Raw genomic sequence first — 26,169 nt, forward strand, 5'->3', positions numbered from 1 at the left:
CGAGGAACTAATGGCAGAAACACCAGGCTACGTTTCCAATGCAAAGCTCGCGGAGCGAATCTCGGCATTGGTAGACCGCTGGAACACGCGCGAAAACCAGATGGTCGCGCTCTTGACTCAACCCGAAGGAGACGTAACGGTCACTGACGGCCTCGGCAAGGATCACGTCCTGCCTTCCTTCCTCCAGCTCTCCAAAGATGTCTCGGAGCTGGTGGACGAACTTACAGGCGCAGTTACCGGCGCTTCCGAGTTCGCCAATACGGCCCGCCTGTACGCTGAAGGCGCACAAGCATCTGCAAACGATGCACAGACGAGCGCCGAAGACGCAGCTGAGCAACTCGCAGACGCGGCCGGCATGGCAGAAGCAGCAGCTGCAAGTGCGGCCGCAAGTGCCGCAAGCGCGTCTGCGTCCGAGTCGAGCAACCAATCGGCCGGGCTACATGACAACGCTGCGTCCGCCAGCGCAGCCGATGCTGACGCCGACGCGATTCAAGCGTCGAACTCCAAGGCCCAGGCAGTGGCCTCCGCAAGCGCAGCTGCGTCAAGCGAGGTACAAGCCGCTTCCTATGCCCACCAGGCGGAAGATTGGAGCGGCCAGGCGCAGTCGTGGGCGAACGCCCCTACTGGCACTGAGATTGAGCCGGGAGCCTACTCGGCTAAGCACTGGTCTGAGCAAGCCAAGGCCTCTCTCACAGGCACGCTGGTCTACCGCGGCGGCTGGGACGCCAGCACTGGCTCGTTCCCAGCAAGCGGTAATACTGGCGCGTTCTACAAGGTCACCGGAGGCGGCGCAATTGGTGGCCGCCAGTACAACCCGGGCGACCAGATCGTCCATAACGGCTCCGGCTGGGACCACATCGACAACACCGAGCAGGTCACGTCGGTGGCTGGCAAGTCCGGCGCGGTACAGCTGGTGCCGAGCGACATCTCCGGCCTGGGCACTCTCGCGACGCGCGACACCGTGGATTTCAGTAGCCATGTCATAAACAAGCCAGCTTCGTATCCTCCTAGCGGGCATATGCACACGAAGGGCGATGTAGGGCTTTCAAACGTGGACAACACATCCGACGCGAACAAGCCAGTCAGTACCGCTCAGCAGACCTCACTGGATTCCAAAGCACCAATCGACAAGCCAGTCTTCACCGGTGGCGTAACAGTTCGGAACAACTTCCTTCGAGTGAACGGCTGGCAATCGGTTCCCAACGATGGCGTGGTCTATTTCGGAGCAACTGATAGCTGGCTCTTCAAGCAGGGAGATGCTTTCAGATTTCAGGTTGAAGGAAAGTTCAATGCAGCCCTGGATTCCTCTGGAACTGTCTGGACATCCGGAAACTTTAATCCGACCTCCAAGGTAGATGTGGGCGGACAGCCGCGCTTCGCTGGCGTTTTTGTGGGCGCCAACAACGATCAATACCTCTACACCGAAGATGCGAATCAAAGCGTGGTACTGCGCTTCGGCTATGGAACGTCTTTCAAGTACGCAAAATGGAATGGCGTTACCGGCGCTTTCACTGCGCCCCATCTAATTGCGGGCGGCACCGGCAACGGAGCTTACGTACAGATTGGCGATGATGTGCGCTTGGTTGACATCGGCAGGAGCCACACTACTGCTATCCAAAGCACAGCGAATGGCAATATCGGATTTCTGCAGTTCGGGTCGGGACCGACCATTGGCTGGGATGGCGCCACCCTTCAAGCAGCTGGACAAGAAATAAAACATGCCGGCAATACTGGGCACTACGGCGTAAGTGGGCGGCAGCATAGCGACTGGAATACCTGTGTCACTCAGGGCATCTGGATGGCAGTAGGAGCTACCAACTCTCCCGACAATTCGGATTGGTGGCTAGGCCACGTGACCGTACATAACGGCGATTGGGTGCAACAGGAGGTCATCAACTTCACTTCAAATCCGCCCAAGCGGTTCCGCCGCCAAAAGCAGGGAGGCAGCTGGGGAGCCTGGCAGCAGTGCGGCATGGTCATTGTATCGACGACAGATCCTGGCGGCGCCGATGGCGTCCTTTGGATTCAGCCGTAAATGAGTGGTTGGCTCATTAAGTGGGGCGGCGCGTATCGACAGCCGTGGATAGTGCGCCTCAAGTGGGGAGGCACGTGGATCAATCCAGCTGCCGTCCGCCTCAGATGGGGCGGTGGCTGGGTGACGATCTATACCGCATACACCCCACTCTCCAGCAACGCGACTGGAAGTTCCGCTCAATACAACAATGGCAATAGCCGCACACCTATCACCCGGCAGCTAGGCGCGCGCGCGACTATCTACACCGCAGGCGGGAACGGAAACCTCACGTACTCTTGGTTCGTGAGCAGCTCTAGCCAAGTCTCGAATGTATCGCTTGGCCCATCTGGGCCGAACTGCGATGTAAACGTCACCGCCACTCTAAATCAAAGCGGAAGCGTCACCGTGGGATGCACCGTCAGTGACGGACAAAGCAGCACCACCGCCTACGCGACGACTCGCTACGACTACTACAACACCGTCTAAGGACTCATTGAACAAAGAAGAATTTACGCTCCTCGGCACCCTCGGTGCTGTCGGCGCGCTGATCGGCATCGCAAAGCTGCTGGTCTCCGACGAACCCCTAAAGCCTCGCCAGGTAATCGGCCGCGCCCTGCTGCATGCTGGCCTGGGCGTGGCATCGGCAGGCGTCCTCGTATTGATCCCCGGCCTGGGCACTGCCGCAATCGTCGGCATCGCTTGCGTTTTCTCCTCGCTCGGTACGTCCGCGCTGGAGGCAGCCTTCAACAAGTACCTGAAAAAGTGAGCAAGGCCAGCAAGGATTCGATGGAGCGCCTGCATGGTGCCATCGCGGACAAGCTGAGCGACACAATCGGGAGCATGGAAGCCGGCGACAAGGGATTGGCCGCGCTCCTGAATGTGGCCCGGCAGTTCCTCAAAGACAACGGCATCGACTCCGTGGCGACCGAGACCAATCCGGTTGGAAAGGTTGCTGAGGCAGTCTCGAAGCATCCCTTCGATCCCGCCGAGAGCTTGAAGCACCACTAATGGAGGCGTCAGGGATCACCTCCCTGCACGTCATCCACCCCTGGGAGGACTTCCGCAACTTCGCGTTCGACCTCTGGACGCACCTGGCCCTACCGTCGCCAACGCCCGTGCAGTACGACATCTGTTCGTACCTGCAGCATGGACCGCGGCGACGGATGGTCCAGGCGTTCCGAGGCGTAGGCAAGTCGTTCCTCACAGCCGGATACGTGTGCTGGCTTCTCTGGAAAGATCCGCAGCACAAAATAATGGTGGTGTCGGCGAGCAAGGAACGCGCTGACGCGTTCTCGGTGTTCGTTAAGCAGATCATCGAGACGTTCGACCCCCTGTCGCACCTGCGACCTCGCAGCGACCAGCGCAACTCCAACTTAGCCTTCGACGTTGGCCCTGCCCTCCCCGACCAATCGCCTTCCGTGAAGTCGGTGGGCATCACGGGCCAGCTGACTGGCTCACGCGCTAACACGATCATCCCCGATGACATCGAGGTCGTTAAGAACTCGCAGACAATCGTGCAGCGCGAGAAGCTCGCAGAACTCATCAAGGAGTTCGACGCGGTCCTGAAACCTGGCGGACAGGTGATCTACCTAGGCACGCCGCAGACTGAAGAGTCGCTCTACAACAAGCTGCCGGAACGCGGGTACGACATCCGTATCTGGCCTGCACGCTTCCCGAAGGACATGAAGCAGCGCGTCGCATATGGCGCCATGCTCGCTCCGATGATCGCGGCGGCGTTCGACGACAACCAGGCTCTCGCCTGGACGCCGACCGACTCCAAGCGATTCGACGAGAAGGACCTAATGGAGCGCGAGGCGTCTTACGGGCGCGCCGGCTTCGCACTGCAGTTCATGCTGGACACCACACTGTCTGACGCCGAGAAGTACCCGCTCAAGCTGTCGGACTTCATCGTCATGGACGTTGACCGCGAGGTCGCGCCAATCCGCGTCGTTTGGTCCTCCGGCAAACAGCAAGTGGTCGAGGAGCTTCCCTCCGTGGGTTTCTCCGGGGACCGCTGGCACACGCCTATGTACGTGGCTCCTGAGATGGAGGAGTTCACCGGTTCGCTGATGACCGTCGATCCCTCGGGACGCGGTGGCGACGAAACGGGCTACTGCGTTACTAAGGTGCTCCGCGGCATGATTTATCTGCGCCGCTCGGGCGGCTTCAAGGGTGGCTACGAGGATTCAACGCTGGAGGGCCTGGCGCACATCGCGCGCGCCGAGAAGGTGCAGCACATCGTGGTCGAATCGAACTTCGGCGACGGCATGTTCAACAAGCTCTTCGAGCCAGCCTTGAAGAGGATCTACCCGTGCTCCGTCGAGGAGATTAAGCACTCGACCCAGAAGGAGCGTCGCATCTGCGACACCATCGAGCCGGTCCTCAACCAGCACCGCTTGGTCGTGGACAAGGCCGTGATCCGCTCCGACGCCGACACCGAGAACCACCACTACCAGCTGTTCCACCAGCTCTCCCGAATGACCCGCGACCGCGGCGCCGTCAAGCACGACGACCGCGTGGAACCGCTCGCCATGGCACTTGCGTACTGGGCCGACCAGCTCGCACGCAACGTCGAGGACGAAGAGTCGCGGCGCATGGAGGAGATGCAAGAGCAGGACTACCTCGACTTCATTCAATCGGTCACTGGCCGTGCGGTGGGCGAGGCGAACTTCTACGACAACTACTGACCCACAAGGAAACACCATGACCGAAATTCTCATCACCCTGGCCGTGTTCCTGGCCTTCGGCCTGTTCGCCTACAGCCGCTACCGCAAGGCTAAGGCCAGCACCGCGGTGACCGGCGCCACTGGCGGCGGCTCCAAGACCGACAAGCCGCGCACGCAGATCCGTTGATCGAATCGGTGCGCATCGCGACCCCGCTCACCAAGGTGAGTGAGGGGCTGCGCCTTCGGGCCTACGTGTGCCCGGCCGGCAAGCTGACCATCGGATGGGGCCACACCGGCACCGACGTGAAGCCCGGCATGACGATCACCCAGGAGCGCGCTGAGCAGCTCTTGGAGGCCGACCTCAACAAGGCCCTGGCCGGCGTAAGGAAGCACGTGCGCGTGCCCCTCACAGCGCACCAGGAGGCCGCTCTCGTGGACTTCGTGTTCAACCTGGGCGCCAGCAACTTGGCAACCTCGACACTGCTGCGCAAGCTCAACCGGAAGGACTACAAGTCCGTGTCCGCGGAGCTGGGTCGCTGGGTCTACGGCAAGGTCAACGGCAAGAGCGCCGTGCTGCCTGGGCTTGTCGCTCGGCGACGCGCCAATGTGGCTTTGTGGGAGACCAAGCTGTGAAGCGTGCGATTCTTCGGTTCTGCATGGAGGTAGCTGCGGGATTTGCTTTAGCCCTCGCTCTTCTTTTTGTCTTCGGGGCGTCGGCATGATGCTCCTACAGCAACTGATTTCGTGTCGAACCTGGAGCGAGTTGCTCGCCACGCTCGGAGCCGCATGGGCGGTGTCTCTTGCATCTTCTTCGAGCCTGGCGAACGGGGACAGGACTAAGCGGCCTGGTCAAGGTTAGCGTCGATCCAGTTCGCTACGTCGGTCACTGGGATGGCTTGGCGCTCATTGAACGTGCCGGCCTTGTCCCAAGCCACACCGCGACCTTGTGCGAAAGCTGCGCGGTACTTGCGCATCATGTTGCCCGGATCGCGCGACAGTTCCGCCATCAGAAATTCTTCGGTCCACTCATTTCTCTCGAAGGGCCGGCCGAGACCAGATTCGAGTTTTCTAGCGACTTCCCCATAGGTGACAGTGTCGCCGGCGAGATAGACAATCTCGTTGCGAATGCGCGGGTCGAAGAAGACAATCTCGGCCGTCAAAGCGCCAATGTCGTCTGGTGTTGTCAGGGTCACGGAATTGTCGAGACTTCCTAGTGCATTGACGGCGCCAGCTTTGAGGTCCACCACACCGAACTCTGGCTCGAACAAGTAGCTCATGAACATGCCGGTGGAGATGATTACCCATTCAGTTTGCGACTGGCTCCGCAACAGTTCTCGCACGTCTAGCTGAGCGTCGAAGATGTCTTGAGGGCCGCCGCGGCCGATCACATCGAAATCGACTCCAAACTGCCAGGGGAAGTAACGTGGGATTTGTGCTTTCAGGGCCGCACGCGCAAGCTTCATTGGCGTGTCGATGCCTGCCGCATACCCGGCACAGCCGATGACGGTGTCGTAGTTTGCAAAGATCGCGGCCAGCTGTTCGATTGAGCTCACTACTAGGTCGCCCTCGACAATTTGGATTCCTAGTTGCTTGATTTCTTCGATTTCACGCTGCTTCTTCTGATTCGCAGAATGAATGGCACTCGCGCGCAGCAGTACGCTAATTTTGGCTCCTTTGACGCTTTTCGATCGCTTGGCGAGGCTCCGTAACACAGGAAGTCCGAGCTCTCCGGCTCCCAGGACAAGGATGTTCTGGGATGTTGCGTTGGGATCAGATGGGTTCAACATGTGAGTCACCTCTTGAGAATGGGTCTAGTGTAGGAATGCAGCTGGGCTCACGTAAGAAGGCACACAGCTGATACCTAGGGTCGGAAGATGAACAAAGAACAACTTCTTCAGTACGCGCAGACCGTTTGTGATGGGTTGCGAGATGACGACGACGGTTTGCGGCGAGAGATACTTGCGCACGCTGGGAACCGCTGGTCACTGGGTGTGATTCACACGCTTGGCGTCTACGGACGACTGAGACATGCCGAGATCGGCCGGCGCATGCATGGCGTCACGCAGCGCATGCTGACCCTGACACTGCGGCAGCTTGAAAGAGACGGGCTAGTCCTACGGGTGGACTACCAGGAAGTACCACCGAGGGTCGAATACGAGTTGACCGATACGGGCATGGAGCTTCTTGTCCGCATGGTTCCCTTATGGACCTGGATCGTTGAAAGTGCCGACCGCTTCCGTAAGGCAAGGCTTGAATTCGACAGCCAGCATTAAGGCGCAATCGGCGCGAGCCTGGTGGCCGACGGACACTCGAAGTGAACCGAACGGGAGGGGGAGGCCACGCTGCTGAGTGGGACTTATCGCATGTGCGGATCTTGACTCACATATGAGATTTATGCCGCCCTAAATAACCTACAGAGAACTGCAGGTTTCCACTTTCAGTTCCTCTGTGAGAGTTCTTATAGACCTCACAACAGGGGTTACTCTAGGAGAACACTTCTAGTTCTCTTCCGGTGCTCCGCCAGTGCTCTTCAAGTACGCCCCAGTTGTCCTGTCCCTCGGCCTCACGGCCGGCTGCACTCAAAGCACACCGCAAGTGGTCCCGAAGGGGCTGCTGGTGACCGCCGACAAGGGCCAGATCATCGTCGTAGGCGACGGCTTCAGCTGCGCAGGAGTGACCAAGGCCCACCCCGGCGAGGATGGGCTGAAGGATGCCGTTACCGGCTGGGTAGAGTGCAAGCCTGACGCCTCGACCAGGGCTCCTGTGGGGCCTTCTGAGGGCGCTTGAGGGGCACGAGCCCGTATGCCCCGCACGGCGACTCGTTCCAGGCTCTAGGCCCACGGGCGGTCCTCCGCGCCACGGCCGCTTTAGATCAGTCGCTTGTTGATGGCGTTAAGAAGGCCGTCTGCCTGCAGACGAATCCCGTCAAGGGTCGCCCTAGGGGTCGCTTCCGTCTCTTTCATCAAGCGCTTGCCCGCGTCCTGATCGAACTGGGTGATCGTGGCGAGGACCTTATCTCGGACTTCGTTGGGCGATTCGGCCACCAAGGCGGCGATTGCCTGGTTGAGCAAAGTCAGCCGCCCCGAAAGGTGGCGGGCAAGTAGCACTGCTTCATCAGCGGGGTCGGTCATGGGCTGAAATGTCCGTCAGAAATTTCCGTGAGGGTATCTGACTCCGAAACGTCGCGCGAATCCCCCCTCCGGGGGGGCCGCGGCGAGCTGCGGTTCCTCCTTTCGACGCCCTGCAGCGGCCCTGCCGTCCCTCCCGGCGTCACCTTTCGCGCTATGTGGTTGATTCGCGATGCATCGCGCTGGATTCCCTATCCACGCGCCAGCCCCACGCGCACGGATTGTGGACCGATAGCGCACACCCGGTGCTCTCAAGCGCTCCGCATGTGTTCGCGTCTGTCCTTCCCTATCTGTCGTTTTGCTTCGACCACAGGCGAGCACTCGCCGAGCACTTGCGGCCACCTGCTCAGCCCTGCCGCCTGCCTCGTTACCTAGCGCACACCCCCACATCTAGTGCGCCGGCTGCTCACTCACTTAGGACCAACACAACGCGGATAGTGCCTGCCGCTATGTGTCCGTCCACACACTTCCGGTGAATCCCTAATTTAGGACTTGACCCAGATATGGAATTTAGCTAGCTTATATCCCATCGGCCAGCCACACCGGCCGACGCAATCCCTGAACCGCCCAGCGCGGTGCTAGGAGAAGCAATCGGATTCAATCGGCCCCAGCCCGTGCGATGCGCTACTGGGGCGGCCTTCAAGGGCCTGCGACTACGCCGAGAGGCAACCGCAGGGGAACCGGAAAAGGCCAAGGCGGCTAGAAGCCGCACGGTTCCGGGGTGCTCTCAGTTGTTGCGGCTACACCATCCCAAGATTGGGAAATAACTTGACAACGGGACCGTACCAAATTTAGGATATGTCCCATGGTCGCCGAGGCGGCCAGCCAACAAGGCGGGAAGCTCTCTCGCTGCATTCCGACCCTTGCACGGGGTCGTAAATAACACGGTGCGGCTGGACCAGCTAAGGCGCGATGAAGCGTCGTTGCGGGAAGTCCGGGACGGGAATGGCTCTGCCTTCGCCCACCCACATGACGACCCCGCAGCGGCAGCAGAGCGGCACTGGCCCGAAACCGGCACGGCCTGACAATCCTGCAAACCGCAGGAGAGTCGGGCCACTCAAGCGCCTCAGTCACACGGGGTGTTTGAGTGGCTTGATTCACTGGAGAACCCTATGGAACACGATGCTATTCCCTACGTTGCACCCGACGCCGGCCTCATGGACACCGTGAGGTGGGAACTTGAGTGCTACCGGACCAGCATCGGCCGTACCGAAGCTCTGTCCATTGCATCCCATATCTGGCACAAATCCCACGAAGGAGCGTGACATGACGAGGCACAAGGAAACGCACCACAGAAGAGTTCAAGCCGGCATGGGGAGGCCGGCGAGAAGAGCGCGGTACACCTGCCTGCGCATAGTTGGCCGTTGGTTGCTGCGGCACCACGGCCTTGCGGTTGGCATCTATCCCACCCTGGGCGCACTTGTGGCAGCCCGGCTCGCACACGAAGAACGCACATATGGCTGAGCACGACGGGATCACTGAGGGCCTGGATTGCGACAATGCCGCAGTCATGGCCGGCTTCACTCGCGAAGTATTCGCCAGGACAGCGACGCTCGATCTACACCTGTTGATCCGCCCTGACACCGACTTAGACGGACACTTCCGCGCCTGGTGCACGGACGAACAGGAGTGGTTGCGGGTCGAGGGGTGGAACTTCTGCATTCAGGACGTAAACTCTGGAGCGTCCGCATGATCGAGGAGGACGCTTTGAAGCTCACCAAGCTGCGCGCTGAGATTCGCAAACTCAACCGGGAGTCGGACAAGCTGATGCTTGAGACTCGTTGGTATCCGATGGTCGTCACGACGGCACTTTTTGCAGCGGTCGCGGCGGTCATTAAGTTGTTCGGCTGACTGCCTGAAGTACCAGCAGGAGCGCTGCCCTAGCGCTACACCGGATGGGCTGCCTACGGCCCGGTGGCTGGTGAGTAAATCCTAGCACCACACAGGTCTTTGAACATCACTGGACAACGCATTGCGCTGTCCGAAAATTCCCACAAGCCGCCTCCGGGCGGCTTTTTTGTTGCCCGGAGAACGGCCACATGACATCGCACCAAAGCATCATCGAACGCGATATTGAGCAGTACGAAGGCGACGTAGAGCACCACTCAATGATGCTTCTGCGCTGCCCCAGCGGTCAGGAGTGGCTGCATCGTCGCCGAAGGGATGCGGCTGCGTCGGCCGCAAGTGCGCTGCGGGTGTACCGCGAAGCGCTGAGGGCCACCGCATGAGCAATCCGCGCATCTACGTGGCCTGCTTGGCCTCCTACAACAACGGCGTCCTGCATGGGCGCTGGATTGACCTATACGCCACCGACCTGGACGACCTGGACGACGTGCAGAGCGAGATTGCCGCGATGCTTCGCGAATCGCCCTATCCCAACGTGGTCGTGCAGTGTCCCGTCTGCGCAGGCGAGCGGGACTTCGTCAGCCTCACAACCGGGCAGGCACTCCCTTGCGAACGCTGCAAGGGCACTGGGCGTGTCCCCAGCGCCGAAGAATGGGCCGTCCACGACAGCGAGGATCTGCCGGCAGGCTTCCGGGACACCGAACAACCCGACTTGGCCGCTCTGGTGGTACGGCTGCAGGAGCTGGAAGACCTCAGCGACGACGAGCGTGAAGCCTTCAACGCCTTCTGCGAGGTGGAGGGGGACGAGAGCGTCGATACCTTCCGCGAGCGCTACATTGGCGAATTCAATAGCTGGGCGGACCTCGCGGAGCACTGCGTCGAAGAAGGCGGACTGCTGCAAGATGCTCCCGACGCCTTGGCCCGTTATTTTGACTTTGAAGCGTACGGCAGGGACATGCACTTAGGAGGCGAATTCTATGAACATCGCGGCCATTTTTTCCGATCCGTGTGACAGGGACTCAACTAGCTGTGCATGCTCAGGTATCGTTGGAACACCGCAAAGCCGGTTTGATCCATTTCCAAAAATTCATCTAGCTGTTCGTCAAACTGGCGCTCAACGTCCTGAAGGCTTTCTTGCGAAGTACCTGCTTTAATCGAACGCATTTTACCGGATAGTTTCAACAAGCGTTTGTATTTCTCTTCTACGGTCCGCAAGAATTTAATCACGTCCACACCGAAGAGAAATTCAGCATGCCCAATACACGCCCGGAATTTTGCAAGGTTAACTGCGACTATCGAGTCCAGAGTAACCACTTCTAGTAATTCTCGAAAGCCTTCATAAACAGCCATTCGCCGGTCGTATAGATCCAACTTGAGCTTAGCTTCTGCGATTCTATACTGTTGAAACGATATCCATACTGCGGCAGTGGCAACTACCGTAGGCATAGACGCGCGCAAGGCATCGTTAAGATTCATTATAAATGCATCGAGCGAAATCATTTTATAATAACCCCTTATTCAACGCGCTTCGCTATCACCGAAATAATTTCCGCCACGTCTTTCATGCTTATCTTTGTTTCGGCAGCAGCTCCCTCCAGCAATGATGGCGACGCAGTTCTGCTGACAAGACTTTCTGCAATGACACGCCTTGCGCTAACATCCGGTGCGTCCCAGACTAATTCGATCGCCCCATATTTAAGGGACAACTCCCGCAGATCAGTGTTACATGCTCGCAGTTCGCTTAAACTTTGGCGGTGCAGGCGCAGGAAGAAAAATGCGAATATTTCTATAAAGATAGCCAGGGTCGCCCTTGGGATGAAGTGGAACGCGAACGAAGCCCAACTGTCAAATTGAATCGCACTACCCTTTACTGACAAGACCCAGATCACAACAAAAGCTAACAGCGTAGCTACAGTCCCCATCACTAGGCTGGCCTGACTCCGTCGCTCGACATAGCTTATGTTTCGCTGAGCCGCCGCAACTGCCTCAGAGTAGTAAATATGAACCTTGTTGAGTGACGCCTTGGCTTCCGGAGGAAGCACACTAGCTTGATTCTCATCGGAGCCGTCAGCATCGCGCAGAACGCGATTCCGTAGCTGCTGAGCGTACACCTTCAAATCGGACACCGCCTGTTGAAGTTCTAGATCCACAGCCTGTTGGCTGGTCGATATGGTAACCGTCGTACCGAAGTTAAATACCCCTTTCAAGTAAAGGGCAAGCACTCCTCCGATCCCGGTAACCCCGAGCAGCACCAATCCCGAGAAAGCGACGAGCACCGGGGTCGAAATAGGCCGCTCGCTACTGAAATTTAAAGCACCCAATGCAAAGGCGCTCCCCAAGCAAGCTGCAGCCAGAAAGCTAGACAAGCCAGCATATAAATTATTTCGGCGCCTTAAGAACTCAGCCCTTTCCATCAATGCTCTCCCCTCGGGTACCGGTAGCCGGTCGCACTCTTTGCGACGCTCACGCAAGAATATCCGGAAATGGATGTTCACGGATTCAAATGGCTTGAAACACCCCGCACTTGGGCGCTCTGGATGCCTCCTAGAGGCATTCCGGTGTACGTCCGCAAATGCGACGCGGCCATCCTTATCCGCTGGAATGGCGTCCAGATCCGCGCCAAGGCGGGCAGCGTGAACCAAGCAAAGCGTCATGTTCTCTACTGGATCGCAGCGCGAAGCAACAAGCCGTGGGGAAGAGGCAGCAAGGGGGGCTTCGGTCACCGGGATGTACTACCCGCCTCCCTGCGCAACGCCATCGCCGACTGGAACGCTGAAAACGGCGATCTGGACTTCTAGGCGTCACGAAAACAGACCCTAAGACCACATGAGGGGCCGCGAAAGCGGCCCTTTTCTATGTCCAAAACACGCCGCCACGCGGCCCTCAACCACAGGAGTTTCGCCATGCGCACCCTCCTCCGCTGTCCAGCCAACTCGCTCACCTGCGGGGTCGCATGAACAGCTTCTTCGACCCTCGCGCCGACACCACAGTCCACGCACCAGACGGCAAGGTCTTCGCCTACGGACCGCGCATCACTCGCGGCGGCGCTTCCGGCGAGCCCGAATACACCGAGCCGCCTCGGCCTGGCGAAACGCCCGACCACTGGGAGGTCCGCTGGGTGGACTACTACGACAACGCAGGCCACTACATAGACGGCTGGATCGCTGACTGCGCGGTCGAAGCTCACGCGAAGTTGCTGGCGGAGGCGCTGACCCGATGAGAGCCGGCCTTCTCTTCCGCTGGGGCAGTGCGTGGGTAGGCGCGCATTGGTCTCCGTACAACCGCCGCTGGTGCATCAATCCGGTGCCCTGCGTGACCTTTTGGATCGTTCTGCCTGGAGGCAATACCCCGTGACGAAACCCTTTCGACCGATGTTGGCCGCCGTCGCCGAGTTGGACAAGCTGCGCTTCCCGCTTTACGCCTCCGAGAAGCTGGACGGGGTGCGCTGCATCGTCCGCGACGGCGTAGTCATGTCGCGTACCATGAAGCCGATCCCGAACCCGGCAGTGCAGTCGGCCTTTGGCCGCCCAGAGCTGGAGGGCTGCGACGGCGAACTGATTGTCGGGCAGCCGACCGCACCGGATTGCTACCGGGTCACGGTCGGCGGCGTGATGCGCGAGTATGGAGAGCCTGATGTGCGGTTCTACGTGTTCGACCGCGTGCTGCCGGGCACCTTCAGGGAGCGCCTGTCGGCCATCGTGGACAGTGGGCTTCTGTTGACCCCGCGAACGGTTCTTGTGAGGCAGACCCTCGTACTGACGCCGGACGGACTGGATGCGCTTGAGGCTGTGAAGCTTGCCGAGGGCCACGAGGGCCTCATCCTGCGAGCACCCGAGGGCCTCTACAAGCAAGGCCGGAGCACAGCACGTGAGCAAGGCATGCTCAAGCTCAAGCGATTCGAGGACGCCGAGGCGGAGATCCTGGAGGTCGTTCAAGGAACACGGAACGACAATCCGGCCACCAAGAACGCTCTGGGGCACACCGAGCGCTCCAGCCACCAAGCCAACAAGACCCCGCTGGACACTGCCGGCGCTCTTCGCGTCCGGGACATCGTGACCAGGCAGGAATTCAACATCGGCACGGGCTTCACCGCCACCATCGCGAAGGACTTCTGGGACAACCGGGAGAGCTATGTAGGCCAGTTGGTGAAGTACCAGCACTTCGCGGTTGGCGCCAAGGAACTGCCCCGCTTTCCCTCATTCAAGGGGATGCGTGCGCGCATTGACCTGGGCGAGCCTGCTGCGGAGGCGTCAAATGATTGACTTGATCCTCGACTCCCGGGGACGCCCGCTGGTCTCCATCTGTGAGATGACTGGACGCTCTAATAGCGGCCTCCGCGACACAACACGTGACACCTACGACGACGACGAGGGGGCCGACTTATGAGCTGCGCCGCGCGTATGGTCACGACTTCGCACGACACGGGGAACGACCTTCTGACTGCAATTAGCGATGCACTCGCCGCAGCCCGCGTGGCGGCACCTGAAGTGCCCGTCCAGCTGCATGCGATATCAGCGGCAGGCGAAGCATGGGAGCTGACGGTAGTACGTCGGCCGATGCCCGGGGATAAGCCGTGAAGCCGGGGGAAGCAGTACGCGAGGTCGGCATCCTGGTCGTGAAGACAGTATTCCTTGCCTTCCTCAGCGGTGGAGTTCTCCTCTTACTCATGCTGCCATTTCTGGCGATATTTGCCCACGCTTGACGGCGGCCGGCCGCAATCGGCACAAGAATTGCTAGTGATACTAACTTAGCATTGCACTGAGGTCTCACCTGGAATCGTTCTACACCTATTACATAACCCTAATTCGCGATATGGCCTGAATTTGATACGAGAGAAAGACTCAGTGAACTCCTTGAAGAGCCTGCTTGCTCTGCTTTGCCGCCGTCCAAGATTCTTCCTAATCGAGGCTACGCCCAACCAGAAAGGCTTCTGGATGGACGTGCTCAACGACAATTGCATGTATATCGGTCTCGGGATCGGTATCATTGCAATTGAGGGACATGACCCTTAATCGCGAAGAAGGATGGATGCGGCTTCGCGCTCACCACGCTCACACGGAGCCGTCTCCATGACACAGCTGACCACCGAAGAACTCGTGCAGATCCTCCACATCGCTCTTGGCGAGCTTCGCCAAGACGTTGAGCCGGGACTGCTGGCATCGAAGATTCTCTGCCTCACTGCAACGTACAACCATCCGGGAACCCTGCAGTCAGAAATTACGAAGTACGTCAAAGACCTGACTCCTTCTGCAGCTTCCCGCCACATCATGGATTGGTCGTTTCGCGGCAAGACGCTCAAGCCGGGCGATCAGCCCAGCGGCATGGAATTCATCCAGCAGCAGGCCGACCCGCTATATCCGCGCCGCAACCTCCTCCACATGACCCCCAAGGGTCTTCAATATCTTTCAACCCTCACTGATCGCGTCAACGAGGCGCTGCAGAAGCGCGCCGTGCGTTCGGCGAAATCCGCATGATGGAGATGCAATGCCACTACGACTCAAGGGCACGGCCCCCCGATCCGGGGAGGCCGACCGTCGCTATTACATGATCGACGTGCAAGTGGGGAATCGCCGAGAGCGGCTATCCACAGGAACTCGCGACAAGAATCTAGCGCTCCGTAAGGAGCAGAACATCATCGACGCGTTACGCGACGACCCCGAAGTCACTACGCTGGAACTCAAACGCATCCTCCGCGGCGAACGTCTTGCCGCCATCCAGGATCGCCGCAGCGAAGACCGAGCCTGGACGCTGAAAGAAGCATGCGACAGGTGCCTCAAGGACCGCGAAGACGGCGGCTGGGGGACGGCGTCCTCCAATGACACCTATGCCACCAACTGCCGCATGATCCAGAAATTTCTGGGCGCGGATACGCCAGTTGCCTTCATCGACCAAGAAAAGGTCCGCGACCTTGCAGACCACCTCCTCGACGAAGAGGAGAACGCGCCTGCCACGGTGAACCGTAAGCTCTTCGCGCTGATGCACGTCTTGGCGTACTCCAAGCAGCACAAGCAATACCCGAAGGACCTCCCCAGGTGGAAGCCGCACAAGGAGGGCGACAACGCTCGCCAGTTCGTGCTGACTGCGGAAGATGAGCGGGTGATGTTCGATGCAATCGCCAAGCTCGACGAACGCCCGGACAACCCGCTCGGCGGCAACCAGGTCTCGCGCGACGCATCGGACTTCGTTGACTGCTTCACCTTCTTGGCAGACGTTGGCTGTCGGTTCTCCCAGGCGCTCAAAGTGCGCTGGCGGGACATCGACTGGGACCTCATGCCAGGCGTTGTAGGCGTCAAGTTCTGGCGCAAGGAAGAGCAGAAGGGAGGAAGGATTCGCACGATTCCCTGCACAGCTCGCGTGGTCGATGTACTCAAGCGGCGACGTGCACTGGGAGGAGATGGCCCATTTTCGGGACTGCGCAGGCAGCGAGGCACCGAGCTATGGAACATGGCAAAAGCGACGACCAACCTAGCGAGGGAAGAAGAGTGCGTTCCTCACTGCTTGCGGCACACTTGCGCGACCCGCTTACTCGCTCGTACGGGTGATCTGAAGTTGGTTCAAGAGTGGCTCGGACACACCAAGATTGAGACCACTGCGGCCATCTACGCGAAGGTGTTGGTGGACACAAAAGTGCGAGCGCTAAGTGCACTGCAAGACGGGTGGAATGGTGCGTCACCTATCCCAGATGTGGGAACAATCCAGGACTGCAACCTATCCCAATATCGGGATGACCCGACAGTAACCCATTGAAACTAGAGCTTTTTAGGTCGAAACAAGGGGAATCAGTGGGGTGGCTGAGGGGACTCGAACCCCCGACATCTGGAATCACAATCCAGTACTCTAACCAGCTGAGCTACAGCCACCACTGAAACCTACTTCCTACCGCACCGCCGATGGCGCGCCCGACAGGACTCGAACCTGTAACCGCCGGCTTAGAAGGCCGGTGCTCTATCCGGTTGAGCTACGGGCGCCCGGACCGAACTTCGCATTCCCACGCCGTCAAGAGCTCGGAATGGTCGGGGTAGAGGGATTCGAACCCCCGACATCCTGCTCCCAAAGCAGGCGCGCTACCAGACTGCGCTATACCCCGGCGGGACCTTTCAATCCCGAAGGCTGGAAAGGTCGGCTATTTTGGGAATGATTGGGCTTGCTGTCAATCACTCTGTGTAAATCGGACGATCCGGTATCCTCGCGGCATCGCTCGCCAAGTCGGCAGGCATCTACATTTCATGGAGAACACGCATGCGTAGCGGCAATCCCGCCCTTCGGGAATCCACCTTCCTCGACCTCGGCTCCGGCTCGGTAGTCACCCGCGATGGTCAGGCGATGACGCTCAACGGCACCGTCAACAAGACCGGCCTGCTGTTGCTGATGGCGGTGGTCACCGCCGCCTTCGCCTGGTCGCAGTCGATCGGGGCCGATGGCGCTCCGTTGCCTGCCGCGCGGCTGTACATGATCGCCGGCGCGATCGGCGGGCTGGTGTTCGCACTGGCGACCAGCTTCAAGCCGACCTGGGCCCCGGTCACTGCGCCGCTGTACGCGCTGGTGGAAGGCTTCTTCCTTGGCTCGATCTCGGCAGTCTACGAGGCGCGTTTCAACGGCATCGTGTTCCAGGCGGTCCTGCTGACCTTCGGCACCATGTTCGCGCTGCTGTTTGCCTATCGCAGCGGCATGATCAAGGCCACCGAGAACTTCAAGCTGGGCGTGGTGGCAGCCACCGGCGGCATTGCGCTGGTGTATCTGGCGACCATCGTGCTGGGCCTGTTCGGCGTGCGCATCCCCTTCATCCACGACTCTGGCCTGATCGGCATCGGCTTCAGCCTGTTCGTGGTGGTGGTGGCTGCACTGAACCTGGTGCTGGACTTCGACTTCATCGAAAGCGGTGTCGAACAGGGCGCTCCCAAGCACATGGAGTGGTATGGCGCGTTCGGCCTGATGGTGACGCTGGTGTGGCTGTACATCGAGTTTCTGCGCTTGCTGTCGAAGCTGCAGTCGCGGAATTGAGCGGGGAATCGAGCGTCGGGATTGGGGATTCGTAAGAGCGGTTTCCTCGAACATCCGGATTTCGAGCAGAAGAAAGGGCGCCTGGGCGCCCTTTCTTTTTTTGCTGTCGCCGTGTCGCTCAGAGGCGGCTGGCGATGGCCTTGGCGAAGCCCATGGTGTTGCCGGTGCCGCCCAGGTCGGGGGTCAGCGAATCCTTGGCTTCCAGGGTGGCCACGATCGCTTCGCGCAGGCGCTCGGCGTTCTGCGGCTGACCGATGTGGTCCAGCATCTGCGCGGCACCCAGCAGCAGCGCGCACGGGTTGGCCTTGCCCTGCCCTGCGATGTCCGGCGCCGAGCCGTGCACGGCCTCGAAGATCGCCGCGTCCACACCGATGTTGGCGCCCGGGGCCAGGCCCAGGCCGCCGACCAGACCGGCGCACAGGTCGGAGATGATGTCGCCGAACAGGTTGGTGGTCACGATGATGTCGAACTGCTCAGGACGCATCACCAGCTGCATGCAGGTGTTGTCGACGATCATTTCCTGGAATTCGATTTCCGGGTACTGCGTGGCCACATCGCGTGCCACCTTCAGGAACAGGCCCGAGGTCGACTTGATGATGTTGGCCTTGTGCACCGCGGTGACCTTCTTGCGGCCGGTGGCGCGGGCCAGGTCGAAGGCGTAGCGCACGATGCGCTCGGAGCCCTTACGGGTGACGCGGGCGCCGGAGAACGCGGTCTCGCCGTCCTCGGACACGGTCTGGCCTTCGCTCAGGTAGGCGCCTTCGGTGTTCTCACGCACCGTGATCAGGTCCACGCCATCGGCGAAACGCGACTTGGTGTTGGGGAACGACTTGGCCGGACGCACGTTGGCGTACAGGTCGAACTTGCGACGCATGGCGACGTTGATCGAGCTGAAGCCCTCGCCGACCGGGGTGGTCAGCGGGCTTTTCAAGGCCACCTTGTTCTTGGTGATCGAGGCCAGGGTGGACTCGGGCAGCAGATCGCCGTGCTTTTCCAGCGCGACCAGGCCAGCGTCGGCGTACTCGTAGGTCAGGCCAGCCTGCAGCGCGTCGAGCACGAACAGCGTGGCATCCATGATCTCCGGGCCGATACCGTCGCCGCGGATGACCGTGATTGTCTGCGTCATAACGTTGGGTTTCCGAACTTGAAGGGGGGAGCGCCAGCCGCAATACCCGGCAGAGCGGCGCAAGGAGGTTTCACAGGCAATTATGCCCGATGCCGGTGAAGGCGCCCAAACCGACCTTGGTCTAAGAGCCCCCCAGCTGCACACGGCGGCCATTCGGTGCAGCGAATGGCCGCAGAAACGGCCGCGTTTACCACCGCCTGCAGGCACAACTTCGGTGCAGTTGCCTGAAAGCACCTGCCGTCCCAGCCAGCGGCCGGTGCCCAAATCGGACCACCTCAACGCAAAGCCGCCAACAACAGGCGGCACGCGCCCTCGCCCGCCGTTACGAATCCGAATCCCGAATCACCACTCCCGCCCCAATCACCCGTGCGCGTGCTGCTCCGGTGCCGGGGCGCCGCCGTCGAGCTGGTCGAGGAAGTCCACCGCGCGACGCAGATGCGGGATGACGATGGAGCCGCCTACCACCAGGCCGACCGAGAAGGTTTCGAAGAATTCCTCGCGGGTCACGCCGGCCTCCTTGCACTGGGCGACGTGGTAGCTGATGCAGTCGTCGCAGCGCAGCACCATCGAGGCGACCAGGCCGAGCAGTTCCTTGGTCTTCACATCCAGCGCGCCCGCCTGGTAGGTCTGGGTGTCCAGCGCAAAGAACCGGCGCACCACCTGGTTCGGCTCGGCCAGGATGCGCTGGTTCATGCGCTGGCGGAATTCGGTGAACTCGCGCAGCCGGTCGTCGCTGCCGCTGCCGGTCTCGCTCATGCCTGGCCGCCTGTGTTGCCGGCCAGCAAGGGCTCGAGCTTGCCGGCCCGGTGCATCGCCATCATGTCGTCGTAGCCGCCCACGTGGACGTCGCCGACGAAGATCTGCGGCACGCTGGTGCGCTTGGCCAGCGCAACCATCTTGTTGCGCTCGGCCGGGTCCAGGTCGATGCGCACCTCGGTCCAGGTCCGGCCCTTGCTCTTGAGGAAGTTCTTGGCCGCCACGCAGTACGGGCAAATGGCGGAGGAATACAGGGTGATCTGCGGGCCGCCGGCCGCATCCTGCACGTTGGTGTCTTGGCTCACGGGAAACTCCGTGGTTGGTCTGAGGTCTGACAATGGTACCGGGCGACTGGAATTTCCATGTCGTCACCGCAACACTGTGGATTAACCGATGATTCACGCCATCGCGCCGTGCTGCCTGCATGCTCCGCGCACCACCTGGGAGTTCCACTTGCGCCTGCTATCGCTCGCCACCGCCCTCACGCTGGCCGTTGCCATGGGGGTGGCACCCGCGCAGGAAAACCGCCTGCCCGACATCGGCTCGTCTGCCGGCGAGCTGCTGACCCCGGCGCGCCAGGCCGAGTACGGCAAGATGATGCTGGCCGAGTTGCGCAACTACGACTACGTGCTGGACGACCCGCTGATCACCGACTGGCTGCAGACCATGGGCACCCGGCTCGGCGCCAACAGCGACCAGCCGCAGCAGCCGTTTACGTTTTTCATGCTGCGCGACCGCCAGATCAACGCCTTCGCCACGCTGGGCGGCTATATCGCGGTCAATGCCGGGCTGGTGTTGACCGCAGAGCGCGAGGACGAGGTGGCCGCGGTGCTGTCGCACGAAATCGCCCACGTCACCCAGCAGCATGTGCTGCGCGGGGTGGAACGGGCGCAGCGCGACCAGATCCCGATCCTGCTCGGCATGCTGGCGGCGGTGGTCGCCGCGCAACAGGCCGGCGGCAATTCCAAGGGCGATGCCACCATGGCCGGCATCACCAGTGCGATGGGGCTGATGCAGCAGCGCCAGATCGACTACACCCGCTCCAACGAATCCGAGGCCGACCGGCTGGGCATCCGCACGCTGGTGCGCAGCGGCTACGACGTGGATGCGATGGCCGGCTTCTTCGAGCGCATGTCGGTGGCGATGCGCGCCAACGAAGGCGGCTACAGCGCGCCGGACTTTCTGCAGACCCACCCGGTCACTGTCACCCGCATCAGCGAGGCCAAGGCGCGCGCCGAGCAGATGAAGAAGAACACCGTGGTGCTGACCACCTCGGTGCCGGGCGGCACGCGCCAGGAACGGGTGGACCCGGCCGACCCGTCGCTGTCCGAACCGCTGAGCCGCAACGGCAACGCGCTGCTGCCATATGCGCTGCGGCTGCCGGTGGATGCGCTGAGCCGCAGCGGCGCCCAGCAGAACTTCGACTGGGCCAAGGAACGCCTGCGCGTGCTCAGCGCCACCACGCCGGATGCGGCCATCCGCGAATACGAGACCCTGCGCCGCAGTGCCAAGCACGGCCTGACTGATCCGCAGCGCTACGGGCTGGCGCTGGCACGCCTGCGCAACAGCGGCGGGCGGCCCGGCGAGCCGGTGGCCGAAATGACCAGCCTGCTGGAGGCGCACCCCGACAACCTGTGGCTGACGCTGGGGCTGAGCGAGGCGCAGGCGCGGGTGGGCCAGCGCGAGGTGGCCAATGCGCGTTTCGACGCGCTGCTCAAGCAACTGCCGAACAACCGCGCGGTGGCGCTGACCTATGCCGGCGCGCTCAACGAGCAGGCCAGCAAGGAGTCCGGCCAGCGCGCGCGCCAGGTACTGGAGCCGTTCTTGCATCGCAGCAGCGAAGATCCCCTGTTGCAGCAGACCTACGCACGCGCCTGCGAGCTGTCCGGCGACCATCTGCGCGCCAGCGAGGCCTATGCCGAAGCTGCGTACTTGAACGGACGCCCGGAACAGGCGCTGATCCAGCTGGAAGCGCTGAAGAAGAAAGATCTCGACTATGTGACACGGGCGCGGGTGGATGCACGCATCGCAGCGATCACGCCGACCGTGCTGGAGCTGCGCCGGCAAGGCATCCGCGACCCGGATCTGTCGACGCGCTAGCGCATGTGACGGTTGGCACAATGGTCATTCGGGCGTGTGTCGACGGGTTCAACACCGCGCCTGCCAGCGGCACAGGCCGCTTCGGCCGCGGCGGCTGTCGTCAGGCATGTCACATTAGAGTCACAAAACCGTAGTCTACTGGCGATCAACCAAAGCCAGACGGTAAGCCCCGCGTGCAAAAACGCATTCTGATCGTCGACGACGAACCCGCGATCCGCGACATGGTGGCGTTCGCGCTGCGCAAAGGCGAGTTCGAACCCATCCATGCCGGCGATGCCCGCGAGGCGCAGACCGCCATCGCCGACCGCGTGCCGGACCTGATCCTGCTGGACTGGATGTTGCCAGGCACCAGCGGGCTGGATCTGGCACGGCGCTGGCGCAAGGAACAGCTGACCCGCGAGATTCCGATCATCATGCTGACCGCACGCGGCGAAGAGAACGACCGCGTCGGTGGCCTGGAAGCCGGGGTGGACGATTACGTGGTCAAGCCGTTCTCGGCACGCGAGTTGCTGGCGCGCATCCGCGCGGTGATGCGCCGCACCCGCGAGGACGACGAGGACGGCAGCGTGGCGGTGGGCCGCCTGCGCATCGACGGCGCCGCGCACCGGGTGTTTGCCGGCGACGCACCGGTGCCGATCGGCCCGACCGAATACCGCCTGCTGCACTTTTTCATGACACATCCCGAGCGCGTGTATACCCGCACCCAGCTGCTGGATCATGTCTGGGGCGGCAGCGTGTATGTGGAAGAGCGCACCATCGACGTGCACATCCGCCGCCTGCGCAAGACGCTGGAGCCGTTCGGCCTGGAAAACATGGTGCAGACCGTGCGTGGCTCGGGCTACCGTTTCTCTTCGGCAACCTAGTGCCTGCCGCACAGCCGGTCGGCCCTGCCGCTGGGCTGGCTCGCACGCCCACCTGACGCTCCGTGGTAACGCCTTCCATGCCTCAACATATCCGTTCCGCCTGGCTCAAGACGCTCGGCACTCTCGCGCTGTTGCTGGGCGCTGCCGTGCTGGTCGGCGTGCTGATCGAGCATGTGTGGATGGCGTTGACGCTGACCGCGCTGGGGGTGCTGGCCTGGCATTACTGGCGGCTGCGCCAGGTGCTGCAGCGCCTGACCGCGCGCCAGCGTGCCGAGCCCGCCGCCGGGATCGGCGCCTGGAACGAGCTGGATCGTCTGCTCTATCGCAGCCAGGCCGAAATGCGCGGGCGCAAGCGTCGCCTGATCGAGATGCTGCGCACCTACCGCGCCGCCGCGCAGGCGCTGCCGGATGCGGTGGTGGTGGTGGATCGCAACAGCCAGCGCGTGCAGTGGTTCAACCGGGCCGCGGGCGGACTGCTGGGGCTGCATCATCCGGGCGACATGGGCGTGTCGGTGGTGGAGCGGTTGCAGCCGTTGCCGCTGGCGCACTGGCTGGCGGCCGGCCGCAATGCCGAACCCATGCTCGACGCCGCCTCGCCGGTGGACCCGGACCTGCGCCTGAACCTGCGCCTGATCCCCTATTCCGACGATTACTGGCTGCTGGTGGCACGCGATGTCAGCAAGCTGCTGCGGCTGGAGCAGGTGCGCCGCGACTTCGTGGCCAACGTCTCGCACGAGTTGCGTACGCCATTGACGGTGGTGCACGGCTATCTGGACATGCTCGACCCGGAAGACTTTCCCGATTCGGGCCCGATGCTGGCCGAGATGCGCAAGCAGTCGCAGCGCATGGCGCAACTGGTCGAAGACCTGCTGACGCTGTCGCGGCTGGAATCGCAGGAAGAACTCGGCGAGGAACACGTGGCGATGGCGCCGATGCTGTCGACGCTGCGGCGCGAGGCCGAAGCGCACAGCCAGGGCCGCCACACCGTGGAGGTGTTCGACGAGGCCGGCGTGGACCTGCTCGGCTCCAACAAGGAATTGCATAGCGCCTTCTCCAACCTGGTCACCAACGCGGTGCGCTACACGCCCGGCGGCGGCACGGTGACGATCCGCTTCGTGCGCGAAGGCGATGGCGCGGCCCTGGCGGTGCGCGACACCGGCTACGGCATTCCCGCCTCGCATCTGCCGCGCATCACCGAGCGCTTCTACCGAGTCTCCAGCAGCCGCTCGCGCGAGAGCGGCGGCACCGGGCTGGGGCTGTCGATCGTCAAGCACATCCTGGGGCTGCACCAGGCGCGCCTGGAAATCGAAAGCGAAGTCGGACGCGGGAGCGAATTCTCATGCCATTTTGTCGCTGCGCGCGTCGTGCAGCGCGATCAGTCCCTGCCACTGTCACGTTCGGCGTGATATGTAAGAGGTGCGCGCCGCACCGCGGTGCGATGCACGCGCGCACGACGCGCTACATCGCCTGCGCTGCCTCTGGCGCGCTGCCACGCCGCACACCATCTCCGTCTTGATGACCGATTCCAATGGGCCACGCCAAAGAACTGCACGACGTCACACCTTCCGAGGACATCGCCACCGATCCGTTGCGCGATCCGGCGCTGTACATCAACCGGGAACTGTCGCAACTGGACTTCAATTTCCGGGTGCTGGCACAGGCGTTGGACGAGCAGGTGCCATTGCTGGAACGGCTGCGGTTCCTGTGCATTTCCTGCACCAACCTGGATGAATTCTTCGAGATCCGCGCCGCCACCGTGCGGCATGCGCAGGAGTTCGGCCTGCCGCCGGCGCCGGATGGCCTGAGCCCGACCGCCATCCTCAACGCGGTACACGACCGCGCCGCCAAGCTGGTCGAACAGCAGTACCACGCGTGGAATGAAGTGCTGCGCCCGGCGATGGAAGATGCCGGCGTGGCCGTGCTCAGCCGCACGGCCTGGACCTCGCGTCAGAAGCGCTGGCTGCGGGCGTACTTCCGCAACGAGATCATGCCGGTGCTGTCGCCGCTGGGGCTGGACCCGGCGCATCCGTTTCCGAAGATCCTCAACAAGACATTGAACATCGTGGTGGTGCTGGAGGGCCAGGACGCATTCGGGCGCGCCGGTCATCTGGCCATCGTGCGTGCGCCGCGCTCGTTGCCGCGCATCATCCAGCTGCCGGCGAGCCTGTCGCCGGAGGGCGCGCAGAGCTTCGTGTTCCTGTCCTCGGTGCTGTCCGAGTTCGTCGACGAGCTGTTCCCCGGCATGCAGGTCAAGGGCTCGTATCAGTTCCGCGTCACCCGCAACTCCGAGCTGGTGGTGGACGAGGAAGAAGTCGAGAACCTGGCGCTGGCCCTGCGCGACGAGCTGGTCACCCGTGGCTATCGCCCGGCGGTGCGCCTGGAGATCGCGCACGACTGCCCGGCGCCGATCATGCGCACCCTGCTGCAGAACTTCGGCCTGAACGAAAACGCGGTGTACCGCATCGTCGGGCCGGTCAACCTGAGCCGCGTCACCCAGGTCTACGATCTGGTGCAGCGCCCCGAACTGAAGTATCCGTTGTTCAATCCGCGCACCCTGCGCGACAACGACGGCATCTTCGAGATCGTCAGCAAGGGCGATGTGCTGCTGCATCACCCCTTCGATGCGTTCACCGCGGTGCTGGACGTGATCCGCCAGGCCGCGGTCGACCCGAACGTGCTGGCGATCAAGCAGACGCTGTACCGCACTGGCAAGGACTCGCTGATCGTCGATGCGCTGATCCTGGCCGCGCGCAACGGCAAGGACGTCACCGTGGTGGTGGAGCTGCGCGCGCGCTTCGACGAAGAGGCCAACCTGGGCCTGGCCGACAAGCTGCAGGAAGCCGGCGTGCAGGTGGTGTACGGCGTGGTCGGCTTCAAGACGCACGCCAAGATGCTGCTGATCGTGCGCCGCGAGGGACGCAAGCTCAAACGCTATGTGCATCTGGGCACCGGCAATTACCACAGCGGCACCGCGCGCCTGTATACCGACATCAGCCTGATCACCGCGGATGTGGAAATCGGCAACGACGTGCACATGCTGTTCCAGCAATTGTCCGGGCTGGCCCCGCGCATGAAGCTGGAGCAGTTGCTGCAGTCGCCCTTCACCCTGCACGCCGGCGTGCTGAAGCGGATCGAGCGCGAAACGCGGCTGGCCCGCAACGGCCGCCCGGGCCGCATCATCGCCAAGATGAATGCCCTCAACGAGCCGCAGGTCGTGCGTGCGCTGTATACCGCCTCGCAAGCCGGTGTGCAGATCGACCTGATCGTGCGCGGCGCCTGCACGCTGCGCCCGGGCGTTCCCGGCGTGTCCGACAATATCCGCGTGCGCTCGATCGTGGGGCGTTTTCTGGAACATAGCCGCGTGTACTGGTTCGGCAACGATGGCGCGGCAGAGTTGTATTGCGCCAGCGCCGATTGGCTGGAGCGCAACCTGCTGCGGCGCGTGGAGACCTGCTTCCCGATCCTGGACCCGGATCTGGCCAAGCGCGTCTACCGCGAAGTGCTGCAGAACTACCTGGACGACAACGTCAACGCCTGGGAACTGGATGCCGACGGCGTCTATCACAAGCGCATCCCGGGCCCTGGCGAGCCTGCCCATTCGGCGCAGATGACCCTGCTCGAGCGGATCTGAAAGCGGCGCGGGCGTGGCCCCTCACGGGGCCAACGGCCC

28 protein-coding genes and 3 tRNA genes are annotated in these 26,169 nt (G+C 61.8%); 21 read left to right on the forward strand and 10 right to left on the reverse strand.

Features of this window, described 5'->3' with window-relative positions; genetic code table 11:
* Positions 1-10: 10 nt before the first annotated feature.
* The 6 genes from DYQ94_RS06420 (at position 11) to DYQ94_RS06445 (ending at position 5,313) form a co-directional block, all read left to right on the forward strand.
* Positions 11-2,035 (forward strand): pyocin knob domain-containing protein, encoded by a 2,025-nt coding sequence (locus tag DYQ94_RS06420; protein ID WP_160954674.1) that lies wholly within the window; start codon positions 11-13, stop codon positions 2,033-2,035.
* A 472-nt stretch (positions 2,036-2,507) separates the two neighbouring features.
* Positions 2,508-2,780 carry a phage holin family protein gene (locus DYQ94_RS06425; RefSeq protein WP_160954675.1) on the forward strand — a complete coding sequence of 91 codons (273 nt, stop codon included), beginning with the start codon at positions 2,508-2,510 and terminating at the stop codon, positions 2,778-2,780.
* Entirely contained in the window at positions 2,777-3,022 is a 246-nt protein-coding gene (locus tag DYQ94_RS06430) for a DNA packaging protein (protein WP_160954676.1), read from the forward strand. Before DYQ94_RS06425 ends, DYQ94_RS06430 begins: the two co-directional genes overlap by 4 nt.
* Positions 3,022-4,701, forward strand: coding sequence for a phage terminase large subunit (gene terL / locus DYQ94_RS06435; RefSeq protein WP_160954677.1), 1,680 nt, complete (start codon positions 3,022-3,024; stop codon positions 4,699-4,701). The genes DYQ94_RS06430 and terL overlap by 1 nt, the downstream gene beginning before the upstream one ends.
* A 16-nt stretch (positions 4,702-4,717) precedes the next feature.
* Entirely contained in the window at positions 4,718-4,867 is a 150-nt protein-coding gene (locus tag DYQ94_RS06440; protein ID WP_160954678.1) for a hypothetical protein, read from the forward strand.
* On the forward strand, positions 4,864-5,313 hold the full coding sequence (locus DYQ94_RS06445) for a lysozyme (RefSeq protein WP_160954679.1): 450 nt from the start codon (positions 4,864-4,866) through the stop codon (positions 5,311-5,313). Before DYQ94_RS06440 ends, DYQ94_RS06445 begins: the two co-directional genes overlap by 4 nt.
* Before the next feature lie 203 nt (positions 5,314-5,516).
* Here DYQ94_RS06445 and DYQ94_RS06450 read toward each other — a convergent pair whose 3' ends face one another.
* Positions 5,517-6,467: an aromatic alcohol reductase gene (locus DYQ94_RS06450; RefSeq protein ID WP_202397431.1), complete on the reverse strand. Its 951-nt coding sequence runs from the start codon at positions 6,465-6,467 to the stop codon at positions 5,517-5,519.
* An 87-nt stretch (positions 6,468-6,554) separates the two neighbouring features.
* Here DYQ94_RS06450 and DYQ94_RS06455 point away from each other — a divergent pair, with 87 nt between their 5' ends.
* Positions 6,555-6,953: a winged helix-turn-helix transcriptional regulator gene (locus DYQ94_RS06455; protein ID WP_160954680.1), complete on the forward strand. Its 399-nt coding sequence runs from the start codon at positions 6,555-6,557 to the stop codon at positions 6,951-6,953.
* Positions 6,954-7,547: 594 nt separating this feature from the next.
* On the opposite strand, the gene DYQ94_RS06460 is transcribed toward DYQ94_RS06455, so the two are convergent.
* Positions 7,548-7,811, reverse strand: coding sequence for a hypothetical protein (locus DYQ94_RS06460; protein WP_160954681.1), 264 nt, complete (start codon positions 7,809-7,811; stop codon positions 7,548-7,550).
* Positions 7,812-9,264: 1,453 nt separating this feature from the next.
* Between DYQ94_RS06460 and DYQ94_RS06465 the strand changes: the two genes are divergently transcribed.
* From DYQ94_RS06465 to DYQ94_RS06480, 4 genes are all read left to right on the forward strand, one after another.
* The gene (locus DYQ94_RS06465; RefSeq protein ID WP_184429037.1) at positions 9,265-9,501 is read left to right on the forward strand and encodes a hypothetical protein; all 237 of its coding nucleotides are present in this window, start codon (positions 9,265-9,267) and stop codon (positions 9,499-9,501) included.
* Entirely contained in the window at positions 9,498-9,659 is a 162-nt protein-coding gene (locus DYQ94_RS06470; protein ID WP_015462918.1) for a hypothetical protein, read from the forward strand. The genes DYQ94_RS06465 and DYQ94_RS06470 overlap by 4 nt, the downstream gene beginning before the upstream one ends.
* A 188-nt stretch (positions 9,660-9,847) precedes the next feature.
* A complete protein-coding gene (locus tag DYQ94_RS06475; RefSeq protein WP_160954683.1) occupies positions 9,848-10,036 on the forward strand; it encodes a hypothetical protein in 189 nt (62 codons plus the stop codon).
* Positions 10,033-10,665: an antirestriction protein ArdA gene (locus tag DYQ94_RS06480; protein WP_160954684.1), complete on the forward strand. Its 633-nt coding sequence runs from the start codon at positions 10,033-10,035 to the stop codon at positions 10,663-10,665. The genes DYQ94_RS06475 and DYQ94_RS06480 overlap by 4 nt, the downstream gene beginning before the upstream one ends.
* A gap of 11 nt (positions 10,666-10,676) precedes the next feature.
* On the opposite strand, the gene DYQ94_RS06485 is transcribed toward DYQ94_RS06480, so the two are convergent.
* Together DYQ94_RS06485 and DYQ94_RS06490 are read right to left on the reverse strand one after the other, a co-directional pair.
* The gene (locus tag DYQ94_RS06485; RefSeq protein ID WP_160954685.1) at positions 10,677-11,129 is read right to left on the reverse strand and encodes a hypothetical protein; all 453 of its coding nucleotides are present in this window, start codon (positions 11,127-11,129) and stop codon (positions 10,677-10,679) included.
* Between the two features lie 38 nt (positions 11,130-11,167).
* On the reverse strand, positions 11,168-12,067 hold the full coding sequence (locus tag DYQ94_RS06490; protein ID WP_160954686.1) for a hypothetical protein: 900 nt from the start codon (positions 12,065-12,067) through the stop codon (positions 11,168-11,170).
* Positions 12,068-12,136: 69 nt separating this feature from the next.
* Here DYQ94_RS06490 and DYQ94_RS06495 point away from each other — a divergent pair, with 69 nt between their 5' ends.
* The 5 genes from DYQ94_RS06495 to DYQ94_RS06515 all read left to right on the forward strand — a co-directional run bounded on the left by DYQ94_RS06495 (position 12,137) and on the right by DYQ94_RS06515 (position 16,400).
* The gene (locus DYQ94_RS06495) at positions 12,137-12,451 is read left to right on the forward strand and encodes a hypothetical protein (RefSeq protein WP_160954687.1); all 315 of its coding nucleotides are present in this window, start codon (positions 12,137-12,139) and stop codon (positions 12,449-12,451) included.
* Positions 12,452-12,606: 155 nt separating this feature from the next.
* Complete coding sequence (locus DYQ94_RS06500; RefSeq protein ID WP_160954688.1) at positions 12,607-12,873, forward strand: hypothetical protein; 267 nt, start codon at positions 12,607-12,609, stop codon at positions 12,871-12,873.
* Between the two features lie 130 nt (positions 12,874-13,003).
* Positions 13,004-13,915 carry an ATP-dependent DNA ligase gene (locus DYQ94_RS06505; protein WP_160954689.1) on the forward strand — a complete coding sequence of 304 codons (912 nt, stop codon included), beginning with the start codon at positions 13,004-13,006 and terminating at the stop codon, positions 13,913-13,915.
* 807 nt (positions 13,916-14,722) lie between these two features.
* Positions 14,723-15,127 carry a helix-turn-helix domain-containing protein gene (locus DYQ94_RS06510; RefSeq protein WP_160954690.1) on the forward strand — a complete coding sequence of 135 codons (405 nt, stop codon included), beginning with the start codon at positions 14,723-14,725 and terminating at the stop codon, positions 15,125-15,127.
* A gap of 70 nt (positions 15,128-15,197) precedes the next feature.
* Positions 15,198-16,400 (forward strand): tyrosine-type recombinase/integrase, encoded by a 1,203-nt coding sequence (locus DYQ94_RS06515; RefSeq protein WP_237474895.1) that lies wholly within the window; start codon positions 15,198-15,200, stop codon positions 16,398-16,400.
* A 36-nt stretch (positions 16,401-16,436) separates the two neighbouring features.
* Here the strand turns inward: DYQ94_RS06515 and DYQ94_RS06520 are convergent.
* From DYQ94_RS06520 to DYQ94_RS06530, 3 genes are all read right to left on the reverse strand, one after another.
* Positions 16,437-16,513: transfer RNA gene (locus DYQ94_RS06520), tRNA-His, on the reverse strand.
* A gap of 31 nt (positions 16,514-16,544) precedes the next feature.
* Positions 16,545-16,621: transfer RNA gene (locus tag DYQ94_RS06525), tRNA-Arg, on the reverse strand.
* 42 nt (positions 16,622-16,663) lie between these two features.
* Positions 16,664-16,740, reverse strand: a tRNA-Pro gene (locus DYQ94_RS06530).
* A gap of 152 nt (positions 16,741-16,892) precedes the next feature.
* Between DYQ94_RS06530 and DYQ94_RS06535 the strand changes: the two genes are divergently transcribed.
* Positions 16,893-17,654, forward strand: coding sequence for a Bax inhibitor-1/YccA family protein (locus DYQ94_RS06535; RefSeq protein ID WP_039523860.1), 762 nt, complete (start codon positions 16,893-16,895; stop codon positions 17,652-17,654).
* Positions 17,655-17,772: 118 nt separating this feature from the next.
* Here DYQ94_RS06535 and DYQ94_RS06540 read toward each other — a convergent pair whose 3' ends face one another.
* The 3 genes from DYQ94_RS06540 to grxC all read right to left on the reverse strand — a co-directional run bounded on the left by DYQ94_RS06540 (position 17,773) and on the right by grxC (position 19,841).
* Positions 17,773-18,780: an isocitrate dehydrogenase gene (locus tag DYQ94_RS06540; RefSeq protein ID WP_005998180.1), complete on the reverse strand. Its 1,008-nt coding sequence runs from the start codon at positions 18,778-18,780 to the stop codon at positions 17,773-17,775.
* A 360-nt stretch (positions 18,781-19,140) separates the two neighbouring features.
* Entirely contained in the window at positions 19,141-19,536 is a 396-nt protein-coding gene (locus DYQ94_RS06545) for a carboxymuconolactone decarboxylase family protein (protein WP_046345833.1), read from the reverse strand.
* Positions 19,533-19,841, reverse strand: a complete 309-nt coding sequence (gene grxC / locus DYQ94_RS06550) for a glutaredoxin 3 (protein WP_024938418.1) — start codon at positions 19,839-19,841, stop codon at positions 19,533-19,535. Before grxC ends, DYQ94_RS06545 begins: the two co-directional genes overlap by 4 nt.
* Positions 19,842-19,989: 148 nt before the next feature.
* Here grxC and DYQ94_RS06555 point away from each other — a divergent pair, with 148 nt between their 5' ends.
* The 4 genes from DYQ94_RS06555 to ppk1 all read left to right on the forward strand — a co-directional run bounded on the left by DYQ94_RS06555 (position 19,990) and on the right by ppk1 (position 26,130).
* Positions 19,990-21,636, forward strand: coding sequence for a M48 family metalloprotease (locus DYQ94_RS06555; protein ID WP_485130024.1), 1,647 nt, complete (start codon positions 19,990-19,992; stop codon positions 21,634-21,636).
* A 173-nt stretch (positions 21,637-21,809) separates the two neighbouring features.
* The gene (gene phoB, locus DYQ94_RS06560) at positions 21,810-22,499 is read left to right on the forward strand and encodes a phosphate regulon transcriptional regulator PhoB (protein ID WP_002806631.1); all 690 of its coding nucleotides are present in this window, start codon (positions 21,810-21,812) and stop codon (positions 22,497-22,499) included.
* Positions 22,500-22,576: 77 nt separating this feature from the next.
* On the forward strand, positions 22,577-23,905 hold the full coding sequence (phoR, locus tag DYQ94_RS06565; protein ID WP_016902237.1) for a phosphate regulon sensor histidine kinase PhoR: 1,329 nt from the start codon (positions 22,577-22,579) through the stop codon (positions 23,903-23,905).
* Between the two features lie 122 nt (positions 23,906-24,027).
* Positions 24,028-26,130 carry a polyphosphate kinase 1 gene (gene ppk1 / locus DYQ94_RS06570; RefSeq protein ID WP_104590471.1) on the forward strand — a complete coding sequence of 701 codons (2,103 nt, stop codon included), beginning with the start codon at positions 24,028-24,030 and terminating at the stop codon, positions 26,128-26,130.
* Positions 26,131-26,169 lie beyond the last annotated feature (39 nt).

It is taken from the genome of Xanthomonas sp. LMG 8993 (assembly GCF_009835065.2).
GTDB classification, from domain to species: Bacteria; Pseudomonadota; Gammaproteobacteria; order Xanthomonadales; family Xanthomonadaceae; genus Xanthomonas; species Xanthomonas arboricola.

What these genes read in the sequence shown, in the direction of transcription:
- DYQ94_RS06470 (WP_015462918.1), top strand. Translation starts at nt 9,498, where the DNA reads ATGATCGAGGAGGACGCTTTGAAGCTCACCAAGCTGCGCGCTGAGATT.
- DYQ94_RS06515 (WP_237474895.1), top strand. Translation starts at nt 15,198, where the DNA reads ATGATCGACGTGCAAGTGGGGAATCGCCGAGAGCGGCTATCCACAGGA.
- terL (WP_160954677.1), top strand. Translation starts at nt 3,022, where the DNA reads ATGGAGGCGTCAGGGATCACCTCCCTGCACGTCATCCACCCCTGGGAG.
- DYQ94_RS06450 (WP_202397431.1), bottom strand. Translation starts at nt 6,467, where the DNA reads ATGTTGAACCCATCTGATCCCAACGCAACATCCCAGAACATCCTTGTC.
- DYQ94_RS06475 (WP_160954683.1), top strand. Translation starts at nt 9,848, where the DNA reads ATGACATCGCACCAAAGCATCATCGAACGCGATATTGAGCAGTACGAA.
- DYQ94_RS06465 (WP_184429037.1), top strand. Translation starts at nt 9,265, where the DNA reads ATGGCTGAGCACGACGGGATCACTGAGGGCCTGGATTGCGACAATGCC.
- DYQ94_RS06440 (WP_160954678.1), top strand. Translation starts at nt 4,718, where the DNA reads ATGACCGAAATTCTCATCACCCTGGCCGTGTTCCTGGCCTTCGGCCTG.
- DYQ94_RS06460 (WP_160954681.1), bottom strand. Translation starts at nt 7,811, where the DNA reads ATGACCGACCCCGCTGATGAAGCAGTGCTACTTGCCCGCCACCTTTCG.
- DYQ94_RS06455 (WP_160954680.1), top strand. Translation starts at nt 6,555, where the DNA reads ATGAACAAAGAACAACTTCTTCAGTACGCGCAGACCGTTTGTGATGGG.
- phoR (WP_016902237.1), top strand. Translation starts at nt 22,577, where the DNA reads ATGCCTCAACATATCCGTTCCGCCTGGCTCAAGACGCTCGGCACTCTC.
- DYQ94_RS06420 (WP_160954674.1), top strand. Translation starts at nt 11, where the DNA reads ATGGCAGAAACACCAGGCTACGTTTCCAATGCAAAGCTCGCGGAGCGA.
- DYQ94_RS06480 (WP_160954684.1), top strand. Translation starts at nt 10,033, where the DNA reads ATGAGCAATCCGCGCATCTACGTGGCCTGCTTGGCCTCCTACAACAAC.
- ppk1 (WP_104590471.1), top strand. Translation starts at nt 24,028, where the DNA reads ATGGGCCACGCCAAAGAACTGCACGACGTCACACCTTCCGAGGACATC.
- DYQ94_RS06545 (WP_046345833.1), bottom strand. Translation starts at nt 19,536, where the DNA reads ATGAGCGAGACCGGCAGCGGCAGCGACGACCGGCTGCGCGAGTTCACC.
- DYQ94_RS06485 (WP_160954685.1), bottom strand. Translation starts at nt 11,129, where the DNA reads ATGAATCTTAACGATGCCTTGCGCGCGTCTATGCCTACGGTAGTTGCC.
- DYQ94_RS06490 (WP_160954686.1), bottom strand. Translation starts at nt 12,067, where the DNA reads ATGGAAAGGGCTGAGTTCTTAAGGCGCCGAAATAATTTATATGCTGGC.
- DYQ94_RS06495 (WP_160954687.1), top strand. Translation starts at nt 12,137, where the DNA reads ATGGATGTTCACGGATTCAAATGGCTTGAAACACCCCGCACTTGGGCG.
- DYQ94_RS06535 (WP_039523860.1), top strand. Translation starts at nt 16,893, where the DNA reads ATGCGTAGCGGCAATCCCGCCCTTCGGGAATCCACCTTCCTCGACCTC.
- DYQ94_RS06540 (WP_005998180.1), bottom strand. Translation starts at nt 18,780, where the DNA reads ATGACGCAGACAATCACGGTCATCCGCGGCGACGGTATCGGCCCGGAG.
- DYQ94_RS06500 (WP_160954688.1), top strand. Translation starts at nt 12,607, where the DNA reads ATGAACAGCTTCTTCGACCCTCGCGCCGACACCACAGTCCACGCACCA.
- DYQ94_RS06510 (WP_160954690.1), top strand. Translation starts at nt 14,723, where the DNA reads ATGACACAGCTGACCACCGAAGAACTCGTGCAGATCCTCCACATCGCT.